We start from the raw sequence: 3,119 nt of genomic DNA on the forward strand, positions 1-3,119 counted from the left end.
TAGGTTGGACTTAAGAAGACATCATTGTCTGACAAATTGTAAAGCGCATGCGAGCCGTCCCTAGACGGTAAGCGCATGGGTTTTGCTGAGAACGATCAAGCGCATAAGGGCTTCTGACGGATGCCTTGGCATTGAGAGGCGATGAAGGACGTGGCACGCTGCGATAAGAGCCGGGGAGGCGCGAGCACCCTTTGATCCGGCTATCTCCGAATGGGGAAACCCACCTTTACGGTCACCCAACTTAGTTCATCCTCGGATGGACGAAGATTGGATGGTCGGAAGAGGTATAATGATCTGAATACATAGGGTCATTAAGCAAACCCAGGGAACTGAAACATCTCAGTACCTGGAGGAAAGGACATCAACCGAGACTCCCGTAGTAGTGGCGAGCGAACCGGGACCAGGCCAGTGCTGTCGTGACATAAAGCTGAAGGATCTGGGAAGGTCCGCCATAGTGGGTGATAGCCCCGTAAGCGTCAAATAGCGACAGACTCGAGTAGGGCGGGACACGTGAAATCCTGTCTGAACATGGGGGGACCACCCTCCAAGCCTAAGTACTCCTCAATGACCGATAGCGAACAAGTACCGTGAGGGAAAGGTGAAAAGCACCCCGACAAGGGGAGTGAAACAGATCCTGAAATCGGAAGCCTACAAGCAGTCGGAGCCACCGCGCGTGGTGACGGCGTACCTTTTGTATAATGGGTCAGCGACTTCATGTGCCGTGCAAGCTTAAGCCGTTAGGTGTAGGCGCAGCGAAAGCGAGTCTGAATAGGGCGAATAAGTACGTCGCATGACGACCCGAAACCAGGTGATCTATCCATGAGCAGGTTGAAGGTTGGGTAACACCAACTGGAGGACCGAACCGGTGAATGTTGAAAAATTCTCGGATGACTTGTGGATAGGGGTGAAAGGCCAATCAAACCTGGACATAGCTGGTTCTCCGCGAAAACTATTTAGGTAGTGCCTCAGACGGACTCCTCGGGGGGTAGAGCACTGAATGGATGCGGGCGGCGCGAGCTGTACCAATTCTAATCAAACTCCGAATACCCGAGAGAGATATCTGGGAGACACACGGCGGGTGCTAACGTCCGTCGTGAAAAGGGAAACAACCCTAACCATCATCTAAGGCCCCCAAGTACTGGCTAAGTGGGAAACGATGTGGGTTTGCTTTGACAACCAGGATGTTGGCTTAGAAGCAGCCATCATTTAAAGAAAGCGTAACAGCTCACTGGTCAAGCGAACCTGCGCGGAAAATGTAACGGGGCTAAAGCCAGTCGCCGAAGGTATGGGTTTGCTCTTTGAGCAAGCGGTAGCGGAGCGTTCCGTAAGCCTGTGAAGATGAGGCGTGAGCCTTGTTGGAGGTATCGGAAGTGAGAATGCTGACATGAGTAGCGATAAAGAGGGTGAGAGACCCTCTCGCCGAAAGCCCAAGGGTTCCTGCGTAAAGCTAATCTGCGCAGGGTTAGCCGGCCCCTAAGGCGAGGCCGAAAGGCGTAGTCGATGGGAATCAGGTGAATATTCCTGAGCCAGTTGGAAGTGACGGATCTGGTAAATTGTCGGTCCTTATTGGATTGGTTCCGGCAGTGAACAGGTCCCTGGAAATAACTCCAACGGAGACCGTACCCGAAACCGACACAGGTGGGCAGGTAGAGTATACCAAGGCGCTTGAGAGAACTGTGCTGAAGGAACTCGGCAAATTGCACGCGTAACTTCGGGATAAGCGTGACTCTTCTTTGGGCAACCAGAAAAGAGTGGCACAAGCCAGGGGGTAGCGACTGTTTATCAAAAACACAGGGCTCTGCGAAGCCGCAAGGCGACGTATAGGGTCTGACGCCTGCCCGGTGCCTGAAGGTTAAAAGGAGGGGTGCAAGCTCCGAATTGAAGCCCAGGTAAACGGCGGCCGTAACTATAACGGTCCTAAGGTAGCGAAATTCCTTGTCGGGTAAGTTCCGACCTGCACGAATGGCGTAACGACTTCCCCACTGTCTCCAGCACAGGCTCAGCGAAATTGAATTCCCCGTGAAGATGCGGGGTTCCCGCGGTCAGACGGAAAGACCCTATGAACCTTTACTGCAGCTTCGCCTTGGCGTTAGCAGCAACATGTGTAGGATAGGTGGGAGGCTATGAAACCGGGGCGCCAGTTCCGGTGGAGCCATCCTTGAAATACCACCCTTATTGTTGCTGACGTCTAACCGCGGCCCGTTATCCGGGTCCGGGACATGGCGTGGCGGGCAGTTTGACTGGGGCGGTCGCCTCCCAAAGTGTAACGGAGGCGCGCGATGGTGGGCTCAGACCGGTCGGAAATCGGTCGTCGAGTGCAATGGCATAAGCCCGCCTGACTGCGAGACTGACAAGTCGAGCAGAGACGAAAGTCGGCCATAGTGATCCGGTGGTCCTGCGTGGAAGGGCCATCGCTCAACGAATAAAAGGTACTCTAGGGATAACAGGCTGATTTTGCCCAAGAGTCCATATCGACGGCAAAGTTTGGCACCTCGATGTCGGCTCATCACATCCTGGGGCTGGAGCAGGTCCCAAGGGTTCGGCTGTTCGCCGATTAAAGTGGTACGTGAGCTGGGTTCAGAACGTCGTGAGACAGTTTGGTCCCTATCTGCCGTGGGTGTACGAGACTTGAGAGGATCTGTCCCTAGTACGAGAGGACCGGGATGGACACACCTCTGGTGGACCTGTCATGGCGCCAGCTGTGCAGCAGGGTAGCTAAGTGTGGAATAGATAACCGCTGAAAGCATCTAAGCGGGAAACTAACCTCAAAACAAGGTCTCGCTGAGAGCCGTGGAAGACCACCACGTTGATAGGCCGGGTGTGGAAGTGCGGCGACGCATGGAGCTTACCGGTACTAATAGCTCGATAGGCTTGATCGTTCTTCAGTCAAACCCATGCAAGCCTTACAAGCCTTGCCTGACACTGATGTCTTCTTCTTTGCCTTGCCCTCACCAAAATGAGAGCAAGCAGCATCCTTTTCGCTGACCTGGTGGCTTTGCCGGGGGTTCCCCACCCGATCCCATTCCGAACTCGGTCGTTAAGTCCCCCTGGGCCAATGGTACTTCGTCTCAAGGCGCGGGAGAGTAGGTCGCCGCCAGGTCCGCTAAAAGGATGCATCC

General features: G+C 54.3%; 2 rRNA genes. Both read left to right on the forward strand.

The window, feature by feature from the left end:
• The first annotated feature begins 93 nt into the window (after positions 1–93).
• Positions 94–2,879, forward strand: a 23S ribosomal RNA gene (locus ACODR1_RS24735).
• A gap of 106 nt (positions 2,880–2,985) precedes the next feature.
• A 5S ribosomal RNA gene (gene rrf / locus ACODR1_RS24740) occupies positions 2,986–3,100 on the forward strand.
• Positions 3,101–3,119: the final 19 nt, after the last annotated feature.

The organism is Caulobacter sp. FG7 (assembly GCF_057808875.1).